12 protein-coding genes and 2 pseudogenes are annotated in these 14669 nt (G+C 29.0%); 12 read left to right on the top strand and 2 right to left on the bottom strand.

Annotation, left to right across the window (positions count from 1 at the left end):
* Nucleotides 1–86 precede the first annotated feature (86 nt).
* The 6 genes and pseudogenes from ACQZHJ_RS15995 (at nt 87) to ACQZHJ_RS15970 (ending at nt 6200) form a co-directional block, all read left to right on the top strand.
* Nucleotides 87–2105 (top strand): amylo-alpha-1,6-glucosidase, encoded by a 2019-nt coding sequence (locus ACQZHJ_RS15995; protein ID WP_430486497.1) that lies wholly within the window; start codon nt 87–89, stop codon nt 2103–2105.
* A 126-nt stretch (nt 2106–2231) separates the two neighbouring features.
* Nucleotides 2232–3073, top strand: a pseudogene (locus ACQZHJ_RS15990) (AIM24 family protein).
* Between the two features lie 117 nt (nt 3074–3190).
* Nucleotides 3191–3493 carry a YerC/YecD family TrpR-related protein gene (locus tag ACQZHJ_RS15985; protein ID WP_430486496.1) on the top strand — a complete coding sequence of 101 codons (303 nt, stop codon included), beginning with the start codon at nt 3191–3193 and terminating at the stop codon, nt 3491–3493.
* Nucleotides 3494–3568: 75 nt separating this feature from the next.
* Complete coding sequence (locus ACQZHJ_RS15980; protein WP_430486495.1) at nt 3569–3886, top strand: DUF1540 domain-containing protein; 318 nt, start codon at nt 3569–3571, stop codon at nt 3884–3886.
* Nucleotides 3887–4129: 243 nt separating this feature from the next.
* Nucleotides 4130–4822, top strand: coding sequence for a response regulator (locus ACQZHJ_RS15975; protein ID WP_430486494.1), 693 nt, complete (start codon nt 4130–4132; stop codon nt 4820–4822).
* On the top strand, nt 4803–6200 hold the full coding sequence (locus tag ACQZHJ_RS15970) for an ATP-binding protein (RefSeq protein WP_430486907.1): 1398 nt from the start codon (nt 4803–4805) through the stop codon (nt 6198–6200). The genes ACQZHJ_RS15975 and ACQZHJ_RS15970 overlap by 20 nt, the downstream gene beginning before the upstream one ends.
* Before the next feature lie 54 nt (nt 6201–6254).
* Here ACQZHJ_RS15970 and ACQZHJ_RS15965 read toward each other — a convergent pair whose 3' ends face one another.
* On the bottom strand, nt 6255–7547 hold the full coding sequence (locus ACQZHJ_RS15965) for a DUF349 domain-containing protein (RefSeq protein WP_430486493.1): 1293 nt from the start codon (nt 7545–7547) through the stop codon (nt 6255–6257).
* Between the two features lie 480 nt (nt 7548–8027).
* On the opposite strand from ACQZHJ_RS15965, the gene glmM reads away from it, so the two are divergent.
* Nucleotides 8028–9374, top strand: coding sequence for a phosphoglucosamine mutase (glmM, locus tag ACQZHJ_RS15960; protein WP_430486492.1), 1347 nt, complete (start codon nt 8028–8030; stop codon nt 9372–9374).
* A gap of 41 nt (nt 9375–9415) precedes the next feature.
* Here the strand turns inward: glmM and ACQZHJ_RS15955 are convergent, their stop codons facing one another.
* Nucleotides 9416–9940, bottom strand: coding sequence for a ferritin family protein (locus ACQZHJ_RS15955; protein WP_430486491.1), 525 nt, complete (start codon nt 9938–9940; stop codon nt 9416–9418).
* A 666-nt stretch (nt 9941–10606) separates the two neighbouring features.
* Between ACQZHJ_RS15955 and glmS the strand changes: the two genes are divergently transcribed.
* The 5 genes and pseudogenes from glmS to ACQZHJ_RS15930 all read left to right on the top strand — a co-directional run bounded on the left by glmS (nt 10607) and on the right by ACQZHJ_RS15930 (nt 14648).
* Nucleotides 10607–11881 (top strand): glutamine--fructose-6-phosphate transaminase (isomerizing), encoded by a 1275-nt coding sequence (glmS, locus tag ACQZHJ_RS15950; RefSeq protein ID WP_430486490.1) that lies wholly within the window; start codon nt 10607–10609, stop codon nt 11879–11881.
* 118 nt (nt 11882–11999) lie between these two features.
* Nucleotides 12000–12440 (top strand): annotated as a pseudogene (locus ACQZHJ_RS15945) (SIS domain-containing protein); the annotation flags it as partial.
* 20 nt (nt 12441–12460) lie between these two features.
* On the top strand, nt 12461–12631 hold the full coding sequence (locus ACQZHJ_RS15940; protein ID WP_430486489.1) for a hypothetical protein: 171 nt from the start codon (nt 12461–12463) through the stop codon (nt 12629–12631).
* A gap of 336 nt (nt 12632–12967) precedes the next feature.
* Complete coding sequence (locus ACQZHJ_RS15935; RefSeq protein ID WP_430486488.1) at nt 12968–13780, top strand: class I SAM-dependent methyltransferase; 813 nt, start codon at nt 12968–12970, stop codon at nt 13778–13780.
* 277 nt (nt 13781–14057) lie between these two features.
* Nucleotides 14058–14648: a 5-formyltetrahydrofolate cyclo-ligase gene (locus ACQZHJ_RS15930; RefSeq protein WP_430486487.1), complete on the top strand. Its 591-nt coding sequence runs from the start codon at nt 14058–14060 to the stop codon at nt 14646–14648.
* Nucleotides 14649–14669: the final 21 nt, after the last annotated feature.

Here is a 14669-nt window from a genome sequence, read left to right as displayed (position 1 = left end):
GTTATGGAAGCTCTAAAAACATAAGTCCTCTCTAACTATTTATAAGTTTTATTAAGTTAGCAAGAGAATAAGGGGTGTATTGATTTATGAAGTTTGGAAAAAAAGATTGGCTTGATTATGATAGAGGGATAGAAAAGGAATGGATGCTTACTAATGGTATAAGTGGATTCTGTGGAGGAACTGCTATTGGTGCTAACTGTAGAAAGTATCAAGGATTACTATTAGCCTGTACTAATTCACCAGAAGAAAGGTATATGATTCTTTCTAATTTAAATGAAGAACTTACTGTTGGTGGAGAAAGACATCAGTTAAGTTCCTGTAAGTATACAGACAAAATTGTGGATGGATTTAAAAATTTACAAGGATTTTATTATGATGGACTACCTCATTTTAGATTTTTTGTAGATGGAGTAGTTGTGGATAAAAAAGTAGCTATGGATTATGGTAAAAATACTGTAGTTATTGAATATGACATATTAAATGGAAGTAAAGAAAGTAAATTAAACATAGATCCGCTATTTACATTCAGAAACCCAGGAATATGTAGTGGAGAAGAGAATTTAGAGTTTAAAACAACTTTAAAAGAAAATGAAATTGACCTTATTCCACAATTAAGAAAAGATTTGAAGATTAGATTTTTAACTTTTGGTGGAAAAGTGGTAAATAAAGGCTCTGAAATTGTGGATAAAATTTATTATGATGTGGATAAAAGTACAGGAGATAAGTATGTGGATAAATGTTATGTTCCTGCTAATGTTGAAATAAATTTAAATCCTAACGAGAGAAAAACTGTTTATTTACTTTGTACTATTGAAAAAGATGAAGAGTTTGATTGTAAAAAGATAATCAAAAGAGAAGAGGAAAGAATAAGAAAGCTTAGAAATACTTTTAATGATAATAGAGTATTAGCTAAATATCTTCCTATAGCAGCAGATCAATTCATAGTAAATAGAGAATCTATAAATGGTAAAACAATTCTTGCTGGATACCCTTGGTTCTTAGATTGGGGAAGAGATGCAATGATTGCTATAAATGGAGTAACTTTATCTACTGGAAGGTTGGATGATGCTAAGGATATTATAAGAAGTTTTAGTCTTTATGAAAAAGATGGGCTAATTCCAAATATGTTCCCTGGAGAAGGACAAGAACCTCTTTATAATACTGTTGATGCTTCTTTATGGTTTATAAATGCAGTATATAGTTATTTACTATATGCTAATGATAAAGAATCTTTAGAGTTTGTTGAGAAAGAAGTTTATAAAACTATAAAGAATATAATAAAGGCTTATAAAGAAGGAACAGAGTTCTCAATAAAGATGGATGAAAAAGACTCTTTAATAAATGCAGGTTCAGGTTTAGACCAAGTTACTTGGATGGATGTTAGAGTTAATGGAATAGTTGTAACTCCTAGACATGGTAAACCAGTTGAGATTAATGCTTTATGGTATAATGCATTAAAAATTGCTGCTTTATTAAAAGATAAGTTTGAAAAAGAGGACGTAAATGAGTATGAGGAATTAGCTAATAAGGTTAAGGAATCTTTCACTAAGAAATTCTGGAATGAAGAAAAGAAATGTTTATATGATGTTATAAATGATAAAGAAAGTGATGAGAGTATAAGACCTAACCAAATATGGGCTGTATCATTACCATTTACAATGTTAGATAGAAAACAAGAGAAATACATTGTGGAAAAAGTTTTTGAAGAGTTATATACTCCTTATGGATTAAGAAGTTTAAATAGAGACCATAAAGATTATCATGGAGTATACATCGGAAAGTTATTTGATAGAGATATGGCTTATCATCAAGGAACAACTTGGGGATTCCCACTTGGAGGATTCTTCACAGCATACTGTAAGGTTAATGATTACTCAAAAGAGTCTGTAGCTTTAGTAGATGAGTTAATGACTGATATGGAAGATCATATCAAGGATCAATGTCTAGGAAGTATTGCTGAAATTTTTGATGGAGATAATCCATATAAAGCTAGGGGATGTTATGCTCAAGCTTGGAGTGTTGGAGAGATGCTTAGAGTCTATTATGAGGACATTCTAGGTAACAAGAAAAAGTTAGAAGAAGCCCACAAAGATATATTTATATAGATAAATGTTTAGAAAAGCTAAGGTTTTATACTTTAGCTTTTTTATTTTTTAATCTTTTCTTTACTATTAAATTAGTAGTTTTGGGATATAATTAAAGGAAGAAGTTAACATAAGGAGTTGATTGATGTGAGAACATCATTAAATATAGAAAATAAAATTACAATGATATCTCAGATGAGTGGAGATTCTGTGTTTCAAGTTTTAGAGTATGATAGCTTAAAGGGAGGCAATTCTTTAGAGCTTGCTGTAAAACTTAATCAAATGAGAGAAGCTAATATAAACTTAAGACAGGTTAGAATTATTTTAGATGATAGTTCGGTTAAAATAGAAAAGGGAGCATTAAGTTACTCTAGAGGACCTATAAATATGAAAAATAAAATTGGAGAGACCTTTGGGGTTAGGTAAAAAGTTGTTTTCTAGTAAAGCAACTGGAGAAAGTGCTTTTAAACCGACTTATGAAGGAACCGGAGAAATGTTTTTAGAACCATCATTTGGACATTATGCTTTAATAGAACTAGAGGATGAAGAAATAATAGTAGATGATGGAATGTTCTATGCTTGTGAAAGTACTGTTGATGTTACAGCACATATGAATAAATCACTTTCATCTATGGTTTTAGGAAATGAAGGCGTATTTCAAGTAAAGCTTTCAGGAGAAGGAATAGTAGTACTAGAACTTCCAGGTCCCAGAAGAGGAAATCTTTAAGTGTAAGATAAATAATGATGTATTAAAAGTTGATGGTAATTTTGCTGTTTTAAGAAGTGGAGATATAGACTTTACTGTTGAGAAATCATCAAAGTCATTGATATCTACTACAACTGGAGGAGAAGGTCTTTTAAACGTGTTTAGAGGAACAGGAGAGGTTTGGTTAATTCCAACAAAGTCAGTTTATGAAAGACTTGAAAAGGGTTGGGATTCATTAAGACCATTAACAGATCCAAATGGAAGTTCTAATACAGAAGTTTAATAATAAATTTTATTTATTTATGATAAAGATATATAATTAGAATATCAAAAAGAGTTTGAATAATTTCTTAGTAAAAAGAGGTTTAAAAATAGACTGTGATTAAAGGAGATATTTTATATGAGTGCAGTTCAATCTAAATTAAAGAGTAAGGATTTGGATTACTTATTTGAAGCAATTTTAAAATTAGAAGATGTAAATGAATGCTATAATTTTTTTGAAGATATATGTACAATATCAGAGCTTAAAGCGTTAGCGCAGAGATTACATGTTGCTAAGATGCTTAGAAAAAAGAAAACATATACTGAAATTGCGGAGGAAACAAAAGCTTCAACGGCCACTATAAGTAGGGTAAATAGATGTCTGAATTATGGAGCTGATGGATATAACTTAGTATTAGATAAAATGGAAAAGAATAAATAGTATAATATTTTTGGAATAAGAGAAATTAAAAAGAAGCATACTATGTTTGATTTAATAATAAAGGAGTGATATAGTATGCCAAATTTAAGTTGTGGAGTTGGGAATTGTTCATATAATCAAGCTGGATTATGTTCATTAAACTCAATAAAAGTTAATGGTTCTTTTGCAAATCAATCTGGAGCAACTTGCTGTGGAAGCTTTGTTGAAAAAGGTGGATTTACTAATGCAGTAGAAAATATGGGGCCAGCTGATTTAGCAACTAATGTAGCTTGTGAAGCTGAAAAATGCTGTCATAATGAAAATTGTCAGTGTCATGCTCACAGTATAGATATTTCTGGTGACTATGCACAAAGTCAAGAGAATACAAATTGTGCAAGTTTTGATCCAGAATAAATAAGAAAATATCACTTTGCTAATTGAAAAAGAAGGCTAGTATAATCTAGTCTTCTTTTTATTTTATTTATTTTTTAATAATTATATAAAAGCAGCACTTTATAAAACAAATCTTATTTTATATTCAATAAGATAGTGATATGCTTAGTTAAGAATAGAAAAATAATAGTCTACATATTATTTATATAGTTTTTAGCTATAAATAAAATAGATAAATAAACTTTATAAAAGAGGTGAAAAGATTTGAATATATTATTAGTTGATGATGAAGAAAAGATAGTAGAGGTTTTAGAGGCGTATTTAAAGAAAGAAGGATTCAATGTTTTTTCTTGTGGCAATGGTAAAGATGCCTTAAATATATTTAATGATAATGATATAGATTTAATACTTTTAGATTTAATGCTTCCTGACTTGAGTGGTGAGGAAGTGTGTAGGGTTATAAGAGAAAAAAGTTGTATTCCTATAATTATGATAACAGCAAAAACTGAGGAAGAGGATTTACTTGAAGGGTTTAATATTGGGGCAGATGATTATGTAACCAAGCCTTTTAGTGTTAAACAATTAATAGCAAGAATAAAGGCTTTAATAAGAAGAAGTCAACAGTGTACAAAGGAAGAAAGTAATGTACTTTTGTTTGATAATGGAGAATTAAAAATAAACACAGATACAAGAGAGGTCTGGGTTAGAGGAGAGCTCATTACATTAACTTCAACAGAGTTTAATATACTACTTTGTTTAAGTAGTTATCCAAAGAAAATATTTACTAGAGATGAAATATTAGAGCTTGTTTTAGGAGATAAAAGTGATAGCTTTGATAGAGTAATAGATTCTCACATAAAGAATTTAAGGAGTAAAATTGAAGAGAATAGTAGAAAACCTAAATTTATTGTAACTGTGTATGGAGTGGGGTATAAGTTTGAAGGTAAGAAAATATAAAAGCTTAGAGCATAAATTGATTTTTCCTTCGGTAATTATAATTACTTTAGCCACTTTACTTGCATTGTTTGCATCAAAATTTTATTTTGATAAGAAGTTTGGTGACTATATAATGGTTAAAAATCAGGATACTGTTCAAAATGTTTTAATGGAACTAGGAAATCAATATTCTGATGGGGAATGGAATGCTGAAGGTGTTGAAAAAATAGGATATGAGGCCTTAGATAAAGGAATTATAGTAGCTTTATATAATAAGAATAATGCTGAAGTTATGGATATAGAGAAAAACTCTAAGGATAAATGTCATAAAGTTATGGATTATATAAAACATTCAATGGAAGGAAAATATGGGTCAACAAATAGTCAGTTTGAGCCTATATACTATCCAATAATAAAAGATGGAGATAAGATAGGTACAGCTAAAGTAAAATTTTATGGGCCAATTTTTTACTTAGAAAATGAATTAGTATTTTTAGATATAGTAAATAATATAATATTAGGCATTGGAGGATTATTACTATTAGCATTCATAATAATAGGGTTAATAATATCAAGGTCAATAACAACTCCTATTAAAAAACTTAAGAGAAAAGCAAAATATATTTCCAAAGGTGATTATGATAAGAAAATTGATATAGAGACTGATGTGCTTGAAATAAATGACTTAGTAAATTCTATAAATAGCTTATCTCAAAACATTAAAGAACAAGAGAGTATAAGAAAGAGACTTACAGGAGATATATCACATGAATTAAAAACACCTTTGACAAATATACAATCACATCTTGAAGCTATGATTGATGGTATATGGGAACCAACAGAGGATAGGCTTATTAGTGTAAAAGAAGAAGCGGAAAGACTTACATCTTTAGTAAGTGATATGCAAAAGCTTAATAAGTATGATGAGGCATCAATGAAGTTAAAAAAAGATAGTATTAACATAAGTGATGTTGTTTCCTTTGTTATATTTCAGTTTTCTAATTTAGCTAAAAGCAAGAATATATGTATTAAGTATGAAAGAAAAAATACTGAAGTTTATTGTGATAAAGATAAAATAACACAAGCGTTAATAAACTTATTATCAAATGCTATAAGATATTCTGATGAAGGAAGATATATTTTTATAAGAGAAGAGATAGAGGAGAATAATATTAAAATATCTGTAGAAGATGAAGGAATTGGTATTTCTGAAGAAGACTTAAAATATGTTTTTGAAAGATTTTATAGAGCGGATAAATCAAGAACAAGAACTACTGGAGGTACTGGAATTGGACTGACAATAGTTAAATCAATAGCTGCTTCTCATGGGGGAGAGGTTATGGTTGAAAGTAAGTTAGGTAAGGGAAGTAAATTCACAATACTAATACCTAGAGAGTAAAGTTGATTAAAAAAGACACTATATAAAATTGATATAGTGTCTTTATTTTTTATATTATTTTAAGTTGTTAAGTTCGTTTCTTATTTCTTGCATTTCGCCTTGAACTTCTTTAACTTTAGCTTTATTATTTTCTATTCTACCTTTTATATCTTCTATTATACCTTGGAATTTCTCGATTGTTTCTAATGAGTTTCCACCAGGTCTAACATTAAATAATCTGTCAGTGAAGTCTGAAAGTCTTTCTTCATCTTGGCTTATATATTTTTTTAATTTCTTAACAAACTCATCTTTATTTTTTAATAAGCCATTTAAGAAGTCTTTTTGCTTATTAGCTCTTGCAGCATTTATATTATCAAAGTATGATTGTCTTGCAGCATAGAAGCCATCTCTAACTTCTTTAAACTCATTTATAAGTCTTTCATTTTCTTCTTTTCCACAGAAACCTATTTTAAAGAACTCATCACTTATTTCTTTAACTTTAGCAGAAGCTTCTTTCCAACTATCATTTTCATATAGTTTCTTTAAGTCTTCTATTAAAGCGATTCTTTTTTCTATATTAACTTTATTTTCAGCTTTTAAAGCATCAAAGAATTCTTGTCTTTTTGCAAAGAAAGCATCCTTAGCTTCTTTGTATCCGATAGAAATTTCTTCGTTTCCTTCTTTACCTGAGAATCCTATTCCTTTGAATTCTTCACAAAGAGCATTGAATTTTTCAGTAGCTTCTTTCCAGTTTTCATTATTAACTAAACCTTTTAATTCAGCTATTATTTCATTCTTTCTAGCAGCTTTATTTACAAAGTCTTCTTTTAAGCCAGCCATAGCAGCTTTTCTGCTTTCTTGAGCTTTGTTTCTAGCCTCTTTGAATCTATTGAATAAGTCGTTTTGAGCATCTCTACCAGCAAATCCTATAGCGTAGAATTCTTCTGATAAAGCTTTAGAAGTCATATCACATGTTTTGATATCTTCAGTGTAAACTAAAGATTCAAGTCTTTTTATAACATCTTCTTTTTTTATAGCATTTTCTTTATATTCTTCATTAGCTTTTTCGAAGAATGCTTTTCTAGCAGAGAAGAATTCATTTTTGGCTTCTCTTAATTCTTGTTTAAGAGTATTTTCAGATTCTTGATCATAGTAATAAATATTATTAAACTCTTCTAAAAGTGCATTAAATTCGTTGTTTGCTTCTTTCCAGTTTTGAGCATTTTTTGCTAGTTCTTTAATCTTTTCAATTACTTCTTTTTTTCTTTTGCAAGAATTTTCTTCTTCAGCAGCTAGGGCCTTAGCAAAATCTTCTGTATCTTCAGAAATTTTAGTTTTATCTATGTAATTAGATTCATTAGTTGTCATGAGAATTATCCCCTTTCTTTTATATCACTCAATTAATATTTTAAGGCGTAATGGGATTTATGTCCATAATTAAAATGTTTTCACGTATATTTATGTAAGATATATAGAAATATAATATTAACAGGTATTTTGATGAACATAAAACCGAATACCTCTATATTTTCAAGTATATGCTGATATTACTTAGATATTATATTATTTAAAGAAAATTTAGTATGTACGTGTTAAAAAAATATTAATATAGATTTTATTAAAAAGCTGTATTTCAAAAATAATATTTTAGTAATAAATAGACTTTATTACTATGCTAATATAGAAAATAACCATGAAAAATAGAGAAATTTAAGTTTATATTTAACTATATTTGACAAATAGGTTTACATACAGTATTCTTTGAATGTGTAAAAAGTATTAAATTTAGTAACAAATATAAACGAATTTTAATTAAATATAGTAAGTAGATTAGAGGGGTGACATAAATTGTCAAGATTATTTGGAACAGATGGAGTTAGAGGAATAGCAAATACTGAATTAACAGCAGAGTTAGCATACAATTTAGGAAGAGCAGGAGCTTTCGTTTTAACAGAAGGAACTCATAAACCTAAAATATTAGTAGCTAAAGATACTAGAATATCAGGAGATATGCTAGAAGCTGCTTTAGTTGCAGGTATATTATCAGTTGGAGCAGAGGCTGTTTGTTTAGGCGTAATACCAACACCAGCAGTAGCTCACTTAACTAGAGAATATGGAGCAGATGCTGGAGTTATGATATCAGCTTCACACAATCCAGTTGAATATAATGGAATAAAATTCTTTGATGATAAAGGATACAAATTATCAGATGAATTAGAAGACGAAATACAAAGAGTTATAGAAAATGGATTTGAAAATGTACCATCACCAACAGGGGCAGATTTAGGAAGAGAAATAGTTGAGAAAGCTGCTTTAGAAGATTATATTGATTTTGCTAAAAATACAGTAGGTGTATCTTTAGAAGGATTAAGAATTGCTTTAGACTGTGCAAATGGAGCTTCACATGAAACTTCAGTAAGAGCATTTAGAGAGTTAGGAGCAGAAATATTCGTAATAAATGATAATCCAGATGGAACAAATATAAACGAGAATTGTGGATCAACTCATCCAGAAGAGTTAATGGAGTATGTTGTTAAGAAAAACTGTCATATGGGATTTGCTTTTGATGGAGATGCAGATAGATGTTTAGCTGTAGATGAAAATGGAAACTTAGTAGACGGTGATTTCATATTAACAATATGTGCTAAGTATTTAAAAGAGTTAGGAAGATTAAAAGACGATACTTTAGTTGTTACTGTTATGAGCAACTTAGGTTTAATGATAGCTTGCAAAAATGAAAAGATAAATACAGCTATAACTAAAGTTGGAGATAGATATGTATTAGAAGAAATGCTTGCTAAAGGATACACTTTAGGTGGAGAGCAATCAGGACATATAATCTTCTTAAATCATAACACTACAGGAGATGGATTAGTAACTGCACTTCAAGTAGCTAGCATAGTTAAGAGAACAGGAAAATCTTTAGGCGAATTAAAAAATGTTATGAAGGTATTACCACAAGTATTAGTTAATGCTAAGGTTCCAAACAACATGAAAAACATTCATAATGAAGATGAAGAGATAATAAATGAAATCAAAAAGATAGAAGCTGCATTAGAAGGATGCGGAAGAGTATTAATAAGACCTTCAGGTACAGAACCTCTAGTAAGAGTTATGCTTGAAGGAGAAAATCAAGCTGAGATAGATGAGATGGCTCATAACTTAGCTAAAATGATAGAAAATAAATGTAACTAACATAAATAAAAGTAGCAAGTCATTAGGACTTGCTACTTTTTTTACTTTTCTTCTATTGGACCATAAGTATCTGAATCAAGTCTCATAATAGCTAATGTAAGTTCTTCAGCATGTTCCTTTTCATCTTTAGCTATATCTTTAATCATCTTAATTAGTTCTTTATCATCTATTTGAGCAATTAAATTATCATATAATAGGATAGCTTCAAATTCACCCTTTATATCTTTTCTTATTTTATTTAGTATTTTATATGCTGTAAGCTTTTTGTTTTCATGATAAGTCTTTTTAAGAGGCTTATCTTTTATATCTACATGTTCTAAAGCTTCAACATAAACTTCGAATTCTTCCTTGTCATATCTTCTAAGTGCTTCTAAAAACATTCCATAATGTCTTTTTTCATCTTCCATTATATGATGAAGTAATTCTTTTATTTCAACTATAGAAATTTCATCAATATGTTTACTGTAGCCGTTTATTGCTATTATTTCAGAAATTAATGCCTCTCTTAAAAAGCCTTTTATATCTAAAGCTTTTCCTTGGGGTTGACCATCAGTTGTGTAACTCATCTATATCTCCTTAAAATACTTTAATATATTATCTATAATATGATTTTATTAAATAAGTGTTTCTTTCTAAAATATAAAATGTAAAAATGAAGGATTTGAAGGAAAGAAAATCGTTTTGTTGATAGGAATTATTGAATAATAAAATGAAAAAAGAATATAGATGTCTATACAACTATACATTAATATAATAAATAAGAGTAATATAGAGGTATAGACAGATATTTAGAAATAATTCAAAAAAACTAGAAAAAATCAAATAAAATGCTTGAAAATGAATGAAAAAGCATTGAAAAATAATTTGTGGGTGATAAAATAAGTTTGTGGAATTTTTAAATGTTGATGCATAGAATATATTATCTTTCAAAATAGTAGATTAAAGCGCCAGAACTTAAATAACTTTATAATTAAATTTAATATTTTGCCTAACCTTAAGTGGGGGTAAGAAATATTAAATTAGGTAAAGTATTTTAAGTTGACGAGGTTGGGGAGTATCGAATCTTCGGCGGGTGCCCCACGGTATAGCACTACCGTAAAAGATTAGTTAAAACTTAGAAGTGATTTTAAGGACAAAGCTAATTAGGTGTTAAAACCTTCTATGCATTAGATATTATAAGAAACTTATTTTGAAAGTGTAAATATAATTGAAAAACGGAAGGAAGAAAAAATATGTGTGGAATAGTAGGATACGTAGGACAGAAAAGAGCAACTGATGTATTAGTTGAAGGATTATCTAAGTTAGAATATAGAGGATATGATTCAGCTGGAGTTGCAGTTTTAGAAGATAGCAAGATAAAAGCTGAAAAGCATAAAGGAAGACTTGCAAATTTAGAAGGTATGTTAGAGAAAAATCCAATATCAGGTGGAATAGGAATAGGACATACTAGATGGGCTACACATGGAGAACCATCAGATGTTAACTCACATCCTCATTTAAATAGTGAAGGAACAATAGCTGTAGTTCACAATGGAATCATTGAAAACTACAATGAGTTAAGAAACTGGTTAATGGAAAAAGGATATACTTTTAAATCAGAAACAGATACAGAAGTAATTCCTAATTTAGTAGATTTTTATTATAAAGGAGATTTACTAGAGGCTGTTATGGAAGCTTCTAAAAAATTAGAGGGTTCATATGCTATAGGTGTTATTTGTAATAATGAACCTGAGAAATTAGTAGCAGTAAGAAAGGATAGTCCATTAATAGTTGGATTAGGAGATAAAGAATTCTTTATAGCTTCTGATATACCAGCAGTGTTAAATCATACAAGAGAAGTTTATCTTTTAGAAGATAAAGAGTTTGTTGTTTTAACAAATGATGGAGTAGTTCTTTTTGATGAAGAAAAGAATCCAGTAGAAAAAGAAGTTTATCATATAACATGGAATGTTGATGCTGCTGAAAAAGGTGGATATGAAGACTTCATGTTAAAAGAAATAAATGAACAGCCAAAGGCTATAAAAGATACTATGACTTCAAGGGTTATGGAAGGTAAAGAAGTAACTTTAGATGATATATCAATAACTAAGGAATACTTAGATAACATTGATAGAGTATATATAGTAGCTTGTGGAACAGCTTATCATGCTGGAGTTATTGGAAAATATGCTATAGAAAAATTAGTTAGAATACCAGTTGAAGTTGATATAGCTTCAGAATTTAGATATAGAGATGCTGTTATTACAGATAGAACTTTAATAATAGTATTAAGCCAATCAGGAGAAACTGCTGATACATTAGCAGTTTTAAGAGATGGACAAGCAAAGGGAGCAAGAGTATTAGCTGTAACTAATGTTGTAGGAAGTTCAGTTTCAAGAGAAGCAGATGATGTATTATATACATGGGCAGGGACCAGAGATTGCAGTTGCTTCAACAAAAGCATATGTAACTCAGTTAATTGCTATGTACACATTAGCATTACACTTTGCAGAGTTAAAAGAAAGTAAATCAAAAGAAGAAATAGAAGAAATAAAGAAAGCTATGCTAGAGTTACCAGAGAAGGTTTCTGAGATTCTTGAAAATACAGAGTTAATAAAAGAGTTTGCAGAAAAAGCAGCTAAGGAAAAAGATTTATACTTCTTAGGAAGAGGTATGGATTATGGAGTAGCAATGGAAGGATCATTAAAGCTTAAAGAGATTTCTTACATTCACTCAGAAGCTTATGCAGGTGGAGAACTTAAGCATGGACCTATCGCTCTTATAGAGAAAGATGTTCCAGTAATATCTTTATTAACTCAAAGGGAGCTTGTAGATAAGATGATAAGTAACGTACAAGAAGTTGTTACAAGAGGAGCAAATGTTTTAGGCGTATGCTTCAAAGGTGACATGGAAGAGAGTAAGAGAAAAATGTTTGAGGGAATAATAGAAATTCCTGAAACAATGAGTATATTATCACCAGTATTAAGTGTTGTACCATTACAATTATTCTCATACTACGTGGCAAAAGCTAAAGGGTTCGACGTAGATAAACCACGTAACTTAGCAAAATCAGTAACTGTTGAATAAATAATTAGGGGGCTTTCATTATGAATAACGAGAATTTAGTGAAATTATTAGAAGAGTATAAGGAAACAAAAAAATGTCTTGAAACAGGATTAAACTGGTTACAAGATAAAGAGTATGCTAAAGGGAAATTAGAAATAGTAAATGTAATTATCAAAGATTTAGAATCAGCAATTGGAATTCAAAGAGCTTAGTTAAATTTGAATCTTAAAGATTAAATCTTATTTATATATGTGTGTGAAAGAGTATTAATACCTAAAAAGGGATTGATACTCTTTTTATTTTAAGTGAATATTAATATATATCTTCATAGCTAACTTAATTTATCAAATAATTACGATTGTTTTATTGTGGAAATACTAGCAATATGGAATAATAAAGAGAAATAAATAGAATTGGGAATTAGTTTCCAAATGATGAGCGTATATTAATAAATATATTGAAAAATAAGAAATATTGAAGTATAATACTTTCGCTAAAGCCTTATAATACTGAGGAAGAAGCTAATCTAATTAGTGAGGTATTTTACTGTGGATAAAGTTAAAGAAAATAATAATTTAGAAGATAAAAAAGTATGTATTCATGAAAATGAAGAAGCATGGAATAAGGAAACTTATAATGCTTGGGTTAAAAGATTTGGTACAGCTGAAGATGCTGCTGAAAAGATAAAAGAAATGCCGGAGAAAAAGCTTAGTGTTTTATTAGATAAATTTGGTGATGTAAAAGGAAAGAAAATATTTAACCTTATGGGGTCAAATGGTAATAAGGCTGTAGCATTAGCTTTAATGGGCGCAGAAGCCACTGTAGTAGATTTTTCTGAAGGTAATAAGAGATATGCCTTAGATCTAGCAAAAGCCTGTGGAGTAGAAATAGAGTATATTTTAAGTGATGTTTTAAATATGCCAGAGGAAGTGGTTACTGGAGATTATGATATTGTCTTCGCAGAGATGGGAATACTTCATTATTTCTCAGATTTGATTCCATTCATGAAAGTTATATATGATTTATTAAAAGATGGTGGAAAAGCTATAATAAGGGATTTTCATCCAGTTTCAACAAAGCTTATAAGTTCAAGGGGAACTACTGCTAAGGTAAGAAAGCACAAGGTTACAGGAGATTACTTTGATACTTCATTAGAAGAAAAAGAAGTTGCTTACTCAAAGTACTTAGAAGAAGGAGAAGTTGAAAAAGTATTTTTACGTAAGTGGAATTTGGGAGAGATAGTTACAGCAGTTGCAGAGGCTGGACTTAAAATAGAGAGTTTAACTGAGGAGCCTAACTTATCAAGTGAAGTTTTTGATAAAGGGATTCCTAAGACATTCACAATAGTTGCAAGAAAATAATAATTAAAATATAAATAATAGAAATTTTTAAAAAGCATGATTTAATTGTCTTTCATAATTAAATCATGCTTTATTTTTGTAATGAGTATAAAATTATATACTATAAAGGAGTATAATCTTTATAATAAATATTAAAATTAAATTAGGAATTTAAATTAAAATACTTGCTTGTGATGGTTTGATTTAAGATGTTATTTATAAAAGTAATTGTCTTTTCAAGTAGTATTGAAATACAAAATATGGTAAAATTAATAAAAATCTAAAGGGAGGAAATTTTATGGATAAGGGAGAGTTAAGAAAAGAAATTAAGTTTAAGAGAGAGAATTTAAGTAAGGAAATAAAATTAAAGTATGATGATAATATAAAAAAGGCTCTTTTTGAAAGTGAAGTTTATAAAAATAGTAAGGTTGTATTTATATATGTAAATATGGATTCGGAAATTAATACAACTGAAATAATAAAAGAGTTACTTTCTTCAGATAAAAAGGTTGCTGTTCCAAAGGTTATTCCTATAAATGCAAAGGAAAGACAAATGAAAGCATTAAAAATAGACTCTATGCTCCAGTTAAATGAAAGTGGAGCCTTTGGAATATTAGAGCCTAGTATGGAATGTGAGGATATAAGTGAAGAAGTGGATTTAATTATAATACCTGGATTAGCCTTTGATGTGAAGGGAAATAGATTAGGATACGGTGGGGGATTTTATGATAGGTTCTTAAGAAAATATCCTAATGGTAAAAGAGTAGCATTATGTTATGATTTTCAGATTTTAGATGAAGTACCTCACGAATTTTTTGATGAGAAAGTTCAGGTCATTATAAGCGAAAAGAGAATTATAGACTTAAAACATGATGAATTAAAAAAATAATATAATGATAAGAATATATTA

The organism is Clostridium sp. B9 (genome assembly GCF_050509515.1).
In the GTDB taxonomy this organism is placed as follows: domain Bacteria; phylum Bacillota; class Clostridia; order Clostridiales; family Clostridiaceae; genus Sarcina.
This window is presented reverse-complemented; position numbering and strand designations above follow the sequence as displayed.

Bases quoted from the DNA above. Each gene is read 5' to 3' on its own strand.
- ACQZHJ_RS15980 (WP_430486495.1), top strand. From the start codon at position 3,569: ATGCCAAATTTAAGTTGTGGAGTTGGGAATTGTTCATATAATCAAGCT.
- ACQZHJ_RS15940 (WP_430486489.1), top strand. From the start codon at position 12,461: ATGAATAACGAGAATTTAGTGAAATTATTAGAAGAGTATAAGGAAACA.
- ACQZHJ_RS15995 (WP_430486497.1), top strand. From the start codon at position 87: ATGAAGTTTGGAAAAAAAGATTGGCTTGATTATGATAGAGGGATAGAA.
- glmS (WP_430486490.1), top strand. From the start codon at position 10,607: ATGTGTGGAATAGTAGGATACGTAGGACAGAAAAGAGCAACTGATGTA.
- ACQZHJ_RS15985 (WP_430486496.1), top strand. From the start codon at position 3,191: ATGAGTGCAGTTCAATCTAAATTAAAGAGTAAGGATTTGGATTACTTA.
- ACQZHJ_RS15955 (WP_430486491.1), bottom strand. From the start codon at position 9,940: ATGAGTTACACAACTGATGGTCAACCCCAAGGAAAAGCTTTAGATATA.
- ACQZHJ_RS15930 (WP_430486487.1), top strand. From the start codon at position 14,058: ATGGATAAGGGAGAGTTAAGAAAAGAAATTAAGTTTAAGAGAGAGAAT.
- ACQZHJ_RS15965 (WP_430486493.1), bottom strand. From the start codon at position 7,547: ATGACAACTAATGAATCTAATTACATAGATAAAACTAAAATTTCTGAA.